The sequence below is a fragment of the Humitalea rosea genome (genome assembly GCF_003253705.1).
Taxonomy (GTDB): domain Bacteria; phylum Pseudomonadota; class Alphaproteobacteria; order Acetobacterales; family Acetobacteraceae; genus Humitalea; species Humitalea rosea.
In genome coordinates, this window is the sequence record NZ_QKYU01000019.1 from 99,827 (window position 1) to 106,047 (window position 6,221).

At 71.0% G+C, this 6,221-nt stretch carries 7 protein-coding genes; all 7 read left to right on the forward strand.

Features of this window, described 5'->3' with window-relative positions:
• Window positions 1-35: 35 nt before the first annotated feature.
• The 7 genes from C8P66_RS16520 (at window position 36) to C8P66_RS16550 (ending at window position 6,097) form a co-directional block, all read left to right on the forward strand.
• Window positions 36-1,250, forward strand: a complete 1,215-nt coding sequence (locus C8P66_RS16520; RefSeq protein WP_111399377.1) for an MFS transporter — start codon at window positions 36-38, stop codon at window positions 1,248-1,250.
• A 6-nt stretch (window positions 1,251-1,256) separates the two neighbouring features.
• The gene (locus tag C8P66_RS16525; RefSeq protein WP_111399378.1) at window positions 1,257-1,448 is read left to right on the forward strand and encodes a twin transmembrane helix small protein; all 192 of its coding nucleotides are present in this window, start codon (window positions 1,257-1,259) and stop codon (window positions 1,446-1,448) included.
• A 151-nt stretch (window positions 1,449-1,599) separates the two neighbouring features.
• Entirely contained in the window at window positions 1,600-2,349 is a 750-nt protein-coding gene (locus C8P66_RS16530) for an electron transfer flavoprotein subunit beta/FixA family protein (RefSeq protein ID WP_111399379.1), read from the forward strand.
• Between the two features lies 1 nt (window position 2,350).
• Complete coding sequence (locus tag C8P66_RS16535; protein ID WP_111399380.1) at window positions 2,351-3,286, forward strand: electron transfer flavoprotein subunit alpha/FixB family protein; 936 nt, start codon at window positions 2,351-2,353, stop codon at window positions 3,284-3,286.
• On the forward strand, window positions 3,283-4,212 hold the full coding sequence (locus C8P66_RS16540; protein WP_111399381.1) for a 3-hydroxybutyryl-CoA dehydrogenase: 930 nt from the start codon (window positions 3,283-3,285) through the stop codon (window positions 4,210-4,212). The genes C8P66_RS16535 and C8P66_RS16540 overlap by 4 nt, the downstream gene beginning before the upstream one ends.
• Window positions 4,209-4,994: an enoyl-CoA hydratase/isomerase family protein gene (locus tag C8P66_RS16545; protein ID WP_111399382.1), complete on the forward strand. Its 786-nt coding sequence runs from the start codon at window positions 4,209-4,211 to the stop codon at window positions 4,992-4,994. Before C8P66_RS16540 ends, C8P66_RS16545 begins: the two co-directional genes overlap by 4 nt.
• A gap of 35 nt (window positions 4,995-5,029) precedes the next feature.
• On the forward strand, window positions 5,030-6,097 hold the full coding sequence (locus C8P66_RS16550) for a hypothetical protein (RefSeq protein WP_111399383.1): 1,068 nt from the start codon (window positions 5,030-5,032) through the stop codon (window positions 6,095-6,097).
• The last annotated feature ends 124 nt before the right edge of the window (window positions 6,098-6,221 follow it).

Genomic DNA, 6,221 nt, shown 5'->3' on the forward strand with positions numbered 1-6,221 from the left:
TTACGCTGGCAGCCTCGCCCCCGCACCATGCGCGGATGGGTGCTGCTCCTTCGGTCTGGCTGGTGATGGTCGCGCTGCTTGGTGTGCATCTGGCGGGGATGGGAGCCTTCCTGACCGTGCCGGTCCTGGCCCCCGCCATCGCCGCGGAAACCGGCCTGTCCCCGAGCCTCACCGGCTTTCACACCGCGATGGTCTATGGCGGGGCCTTGATTTCAGGGCCCTTCACCGCCGCCTTGCTGCGCGCCTGGGGCGGCGTGCGGCTGTTGCAGGTGGCACTTTGCGTCATCGCCGCGGCGATCCTGCTGGCGCTGGTGGGGGAGGCCTGGGCGCTGGCCGCCTCGGCCTTGCTGGGCGGGTTCGGCCATGGGCCGGTGACGCCGGCGGGCAGTCACCTTCTGGCGAGCCGGGCGCCGCCGCACCGGCGCGGGCTGATCTTCAGCCTCAAGCAGACCGGCGTGCCGGCCGGCAATATGCTGATCGCGGCCCTGGCCCCGGCGGTGGGGGTGGCCTTCGGCTGGCGTTGGGGGGTGGTGGTGGTCGCGGTCATGGCGGTGGCCATCGCGGCCTCGCTGCAACCGCTGCGCGCGGCGCTCGATTCCGATCGAGACGCCCAGGCGCGCATCGACGGCGGCGCCCTGCGCGACGCCGCGGCCAGCCTGCGGCTGCTGCGGGAGGACCCGGCCCTGCTGGGGCTGACGCTGGCAGCGGCGGGGCTGGGGGCCAGCCAGTTCTGCTTCGCCTCCTTCTTCGTCGTCTGGCAGGTGGAGTCGCTCGGCGTGCCGCTGGCGCAGGCGGGGGTGGCGCTGGCGCTGGGCCAGGCCTCCGGGGCGCTGGGTCGCGTCGCCTGGGGCATCCTGGGCGATCGGCTGGGTGCCCGGCCGGTGCTGATCGCCCTGGCGCTCGGCACCGCCGCCTCGGCGCTGCTCCTGGCCCTGGCCGGGCCGTCCTGGCCACAGGCAGGGATCGTGCTGGCCGGCATGGCGATGGGGGCGACGGCGGTGGGATGGAACGGGCTGCTGCTCGGGGAACTGGCCAGGCTCGCCCCGCCGGGCAGGGCGGGGGGCGCGACGGCGGCGATGGGCGTGGTGTTCGGGGCCGCGATGATCCTCTCGCCCTCGGCCTTCTCGGCGCTGGTCATCGTGACGGGCAGCTATGCGCCGGGGTTCCTGCTTTGCGCCGGGCTGGCCCTGGCGGGCACGGGAGCCCTGTTCATCGGGCGGGTTGCGAATCCGGCGGGCAGGGGCAGATAGTCCGGCATGAAGACCTTCCTCACCTTCCTCGTCGTCGCCGCCATGCTCGGCACGCTGGGCGTCCTCGCCGCCGGGCTGATCGGCATGGCCCGCGGCAATTCCGGAGCACGCTCCAATGCGCTGATGCGGTGGCGGGTGGTGCTGCAAGGTGCGGCGCTGGTGCTGTTCATGCTTTTGATCACGCTGATGCGCGGCTGAATCCCGGCCGCACCCTTGCCGCGGGCCGCTGGGCCGACGTATAGCCCAAGCAATTGTGCGGCTGCGAGATGGCGGGTCTTCCGTCGGCGGGGCACGTGTAACAAGGCAGAACCGCGGGTTCGCCCGCCGATGCCAGGTCAGGAAGCCATTCATGAAGCTGCTCGTCCCCGTCAAGCGCGTGGTGGACTACAACGTCAAGGTCCGGGTGAAGTCCGACGGGTCGGGCGTTGAGACCGCCAATGTGAAGATGTCGATGAACCCCTTCGACGAGATCGCGGTCGAGGAAGCCGTGCGCCTCAAGGAGAAGGGCATCGCGACCGAGATCATCGCCGTCTCCATCGGGCCGGCCGCCTGCGCCGAACAGATCCGCACCGCGCTGGCCATGGGCGCCGATCGCGGCATCCTGGTCGAGCAGGACGGGGTGGTGGAGCCGCTGACCGTCGCCAAGCTGCTGAAGGCGATCATCGCCAAGGAAAGCCCGGGCCTGGTCATCATGGGCAAGCAGGCGATCGACGACGACATGAACGCGACCGGCCAGATGCTGGCGGCGCTGATGGGCTGGTCCCAGGGCACCTTCGCCAGCAAGCTGACGATCGAGGGCGACCGCGCCACCGTGATCCGCGAGATCGACGGCGGGCTGGAGACGGTCTCGCTTTCCCTGCCGGCCATCATCACCGCCGATCTGCGGCTGAACGAGCCGCGCTACGCCTCGCTGCCCAACATCATGAAGGCGCGCAAGAAGCCGATCGAGACCCTGAAGCCCGCCGATCTGGGCGTCGATCCGACCCCGCGTTTGACCGTGCTCAAGGTGGAGGAGCCGCCGAAGCGGCAGGCTGGCCGCAAGGTGGCCTCGGTCGCCGAACTCGTCGACAAGCTGCGCAACGAAGCCAAGGTGATCTGAGATGACGGTCCTCGTTCTTGCCGACCATGCCGATGGCGCCGTCAGCCAGCCGACCCGCAGCGCCATTGCCGCCGCGGTGCGGCTTGGTGACGTCCATGTCCTGGTCGCCGGCGGCGATGTCGCGGCCGCCGCGGCCGCCGTCGCCAGGCTGCCCGGGGTCGCCAAGGTGCTGACCGCCGACGCCCCCGCCTATGCCCATGCCCTGGCCGAGCCGCTCGCGGCGCTGCTGGTCGCGCTGGCGCCCGGCTACACGCATCTGCTCGGCGCCTCCTCGGCGATCGGCAAGAATGTGATGCCGCGCGTGGCCGCCCTGCTGGATGTGCAGCCGATCTCCGATGTCTCGGCCGTGGTCGATGCCGATACCTTCGTGCGCCCGATCTACGCCGGCAATGCTTTGGCGACGGTGCGCTCGGCCGATGCGACCAAGGTCATGACCATCCGCGCCGCCTCCTTCGACCCGGTCGCGGTCGAGGGCGGTTCGGCCGCCATCGAGGCCGCGGCGGTGGTGGCCGATCCCGGCCTCTCCACCTTCGTCGGCGCCGAGATCGCCAAGTCGGAGCGCCCGGAACTCACCGCCGCGCGCATCGTCATCTCCGGCGGCCGCGCCATGGGCTCGGCCGAGAACTTCCATCTGCTCGACAAGGTCGCCGACATGCTCGGTGCCGCGGTCGGGGCCAGCCGCGCCGCGGTCGATGCGGGCTATGCCCCCAACGATCATCAGGTCGGCCAGACCGGCAAGATCGTGGCGCCCGAGCTGTACATCGCCATCGGCATTTCCGGTGCCATCCAGCATCTGGCCGGCATGAAGGACAGCAAGGTGATCGTCGCCATCAACAAGGACGAGGAGGCGCCGATCTTCCAGGTTGCCGACTACGGCCTTGTCGGCGATCTGTTCAAACTGGTTCCCGAACTCGAAGCGGAGTTGGCCCGGACATGACCGTCGATGTGAAGCCCGCCCTCGGGCTGTCGGATATCAGCGCGCCTGCGCCTGCCATCCAGATCCTGGGTGTGATCGGCGCCGGACAGATGGGCAATGGCATTGCCCATGTCGCGGCGCTCGCCGGGCTTCAGGTCCACATGGTCGATGTGGACCCCGCGGCGATCGAACGCGCCCGCGGCGTCATGGCCAAGAACATGGACCGCCAGGTCAACCGCAAGACCATCACGGCCGAGCAGCGCGACGCGGCCCTGGCACTGGTGACCGGCGGGACCGACTACGCCGCCTTCGGTGATTGCGATCTGGTGGTGGAGGCCGCGACCGAGAAGGAAGCGATCAAGCAGTCGATCTTCCGCAGCCTCTGCCCGCATCTGAAGCCCTCGGCGATGCTGGCCTCCAACACCTCCTCGATCTCCATCACACGCCTCGCCTCCTGCACCGACCGGCCCGAGCGCTTCATCGGCATGCATTTCATGAACCCGGTGCCGGTCATGAAGCTGGTCGAGATCATCCGCGGCATCGCGACCGACGAGGCGACGTATGTCGCGGTCGAGGCCCTGGCGCATCGCCTCGGCAAGACCACCGCGACCGCCGAGGATTTCCCGGCCTTCATCGTCAACCGCATCCTGGTGCCGATGATCAACGAGGCCTGCTACGCGCTGTATGAGGGCGTGGGCAGCATCACCTCCATCGACACGGCGCTGAAGCTCGGCGCGAACCATCCGATGGGGCCGCTGGAGCTGGCCGATTTCATCGGGCTGGATACCTGCGCCTCGATCATGCAGGTGCTGTATGAGGGCATGGGCGACAGCAAGTACCGCCCCTGTCCGCTGCTGGTGAAGTATGTCGAGGCCGGCTGGTACGGCCGCAAATCCGGCAAGGGCTTTTACGACTACAGCGTCGAGCCGCCGCGCCCGACCCGATGAGCACCGACCCGCGCATCAAGGTCTCGGTGGACGGCCCGGTCGGAACCGTGCTGATCGACCGCGCCGAAAAGCGCAACGCGCTGGACCTGCCGATGTGGCGGGCGCTGGGCGCGGCCCTCGATGCGCTGGGTGCGGTGAACGAGATCGGCTGCTTGGTGATCCGCGGCGCCGGCACGCTCGCCTTCAGCGCGGGCGCGGATATCGCCGCCTTCGCCCGCGATCGCGGCACCGGCGAGCAGCAGAACCGCTACAACGAGGATCTGCACCACGCGATGCAGGCCATCCGCGCCTGCACCCATCCCGTGGTCGCCGCGATTTCGGGCTGGTGCATGGGCGGCGGCGCCGGCATCGCCAGCATGTGCGATTTCCGCGTGGGCGGTGAGGGGATGCGCCTCGGCGTGCCGGCCCGCGAGCGCGGCATCTGGTACGCGCATGCGGAGCTGGACCCGATCCTCTCGGTCGTGGGCTATGCCATCGCCTGCGAATTGATGATCGAGGGCCGCGTCTTCTCCGGCCGCGAAGCCTATGAGAAGGGGCTGATCTCCCGCGTCGTCCCCGATGATGCGGTCTTCGGCGAGGCCGAGGCCCTGGCGCGGCGCATCTGCGAGGGCGCGCCGCTGTCCAACCGCTACCACAAGCGCGCGTTGCAGGCGCTGCGCGGGCCGATCCCGGTCAGCGCGGAGGAGCAGGCGGCTTCCCAGGGGTTTGCCCAGACCGCCGATTACCGCGAGGCGACGCTGGCCTTCACCGAGAAGCGCCGGCCCGTCTTCAAGGGCGCCTAACCCTCCGTTCAGAGTCGCTGGTCCAGACTGGGGCCATGCAACAGGCGTCCCTCTCTTCCCTGGCCGGCTTCGCCGCGGCGCCGGATCGCGCCGCGAGTTTTTGCGAACGCGGCGTCGCGGTTCCCTTCACCGCGCCCGCGCTGCTCGGCGTCCGCATCCGCATGGCGGGGCAGGGCGGGTTGGACTTCCTGCTGCCCAATCCTTCCGGCGCACGCGGCCTCTACGTGCTGCCGTGGGAGGCTCTGGCGCCGCTGGCCCAGCCGAGCCTGCATGACACGCTGCTGTGGCGGGCGCTGCGCCCGGCCGGGCCGCCGACCCCGCGGCTGATACGGGCGGTGGCGCGGCACCTGGCGCGGGGTGGCGCCGCCGGCCCGCTCGCCCAGGCCGCCGCCACCGCCGCCCTCGCGGCCGAGGCCGCGGCCCAGGATGCCGCGCGGTCGCTGCTGCTGGCGCGTCTGACCCTGAGCACCGAACCCGCCGGCACCGAACCGCCCTTGGCCGCCGATACCCCGGCGGGGCGGGAGCGGCGGGCCGCGCGGGCGCTTTGGGCGCTCGGCACCGCCCAGGGCATCGAGGCCGCGACCATGGCCCGCCGCCTGAACGAACTGGCCGGGCTCGGCGCCGCGCATGGCCCAGGCGGCTCGGTCGGGCGGGATATCGCGGCCCTCGGCGGCCTCCTGGCGCGGCTGCGGGAGAGGCCCGGCGATCCCCTGGCCGGCGCGATCGCCGAGCGGGTGGCCGAGGCGCTGGCCCTGGCTCACGCCGCCTGCGCCACGCTGGTGCCGGTGCTGGAGCAGCCGGTGGCTGTGCTCGCCGCCTGGCCCGCCCGCGTGGCGGGCGTCACCGAGACTGCCTTGCGGGCGGATTGGGTGCTGGATGGCTGGGGGCAGTTGGCGGCATTGCAGGGCGTGGTGCCGCCGGGGCATGCGATGCTGGCCGGGCTGGCCGGGCTGGTCCCGGCCTGGCCGGCGGAGGCCGCGAGCTGGTCGGCGGCCTGGGGCCTGGGCGGGCGGGTCGCCGCGCCATTGCAACGGCCGGGGGGCCAGACGCCGGGCGCCACACCTCAAGCCGTGCTGGAAGCGATGCTGGCGGCGGCAGCCTAATGGCTCAGTCAAGCGGCCATTTTGAATCTGGTCTGGAAGGGCGTGCGGTTTTGCACGACGGCCCAGAGCACGTTCACGCGGCGTCTTGCGAGGGCGATGACGGCCTGATGGTGGCGTTTTCCTT

Bases quoted from the DNA above. Each gene is read 5' to 3' on its own strand.
- C8P66_RS16520 (WP_111399377.1), top strand. From the start codon at position 36: ATGGGTGCTGCTCCTTCGGTCTGGCTGGTGATGGTCGCGCTGCTTGGT.
- C8P66_RS16525 (WP_111399378.1), top strand. From the start codon at position 1,257: ATGAAGACCTTCCTCACCTTCCTCGTCGTCGCCGCCATGCTCGGCACG.
- C8P66_RS16530 (WP_111399379.1), top strand. From the start codon at position 1,600: ATGAAGCTGCTCGTCCCCGTCAAGCGCGTGGTGGACTACAACGTCAAG.
- C8P66_RS16535 (WP_111399380.1), top strand. From the start codon at position 2,351: ATGACGGTCCTCGTTCTTGCCGACCATGCCGATGGCGCCGTCAGCCAG.
- C8P66_RS16540 (WP_111399381.1), top strand. From the start codon at position 3,283: ATGACCGTCGATGTGAAGCCCGCCCTCGGGCTGTCGGATATCAGCGCG.
- C8P66_RS16545 (WP_111399382.1), top strand. From the start codon at position 4,209: ATGAGCACCGACCCGCGCATCAAGGTCTCGGTGGACGGCCCGGTCGGA.
- C8P66_RS16550 (WP_111399383.1), top strand. From the start codon at position 5,030: ATGCAACAGGCGTCCCTCTCTTCCCTGGCCGGCTTCGCCGCGGCGCCG.